This is a genomic window from Bartonella sp. AA2SXKL (assembly GCF_042197205.1).
Classification (GTDB): domain Bacteria; phylum Pseudomonadota; class Alphaproteobacteria; order Rhizobiales; family Rhizobiaceae; genus Bartonella.
On sequence record NZ_JBHIRN010000157.1, the window covers coordinates 355 to 694 of the forward strand.

The following is a 340-nucleotide window of genomic DNA, read 5'->3' on the forward strand; positions in this document are numbered from 1 at the left end:
GGTTCTTGTGCAAAAATTGGCAAACATGTTCATCTTTCTGGTGGTGTTGGTATTGGAGGTGTTTTAGAACCACTGCAAGCAAACCCAACGATTATTGAAGATCATTGTTTTATTGGTGCACGATCTGAAGTCGTTGAAGGCTGTATTATTCGTGAAGGCTCTGTTTTAGGAATGGGAGTCTTTATTGGAAAATCTACAAAAATTATTGACCGTACAACAGGTGAAATTTTTATAGGCGAAGTCCCTCCCTATTCTGTCGTTGTTCCAGGTTCTCTTCCCGGAAAACCACTCCCAAACGGTGAAATAGGCCCTAATCTTTATTGTGCTGTTATCGTGAAAC

Annotated in this window: 1 protein-coding gene; it reads left to right on the forward strand. The window is 40.6% G+C overall.

Going from position 1 to position 340, the window contains the following annotated elements; translation table 11 throughout:
* Positions 1-340, forward strand: a 340-nt coding sequence (locus ACFINS_RS10400; RefSeq protein ID WP_375706227.1) for a DapH/DapD/GlmU-related protein, incomplete at both ends; no start/stop codon positions are given.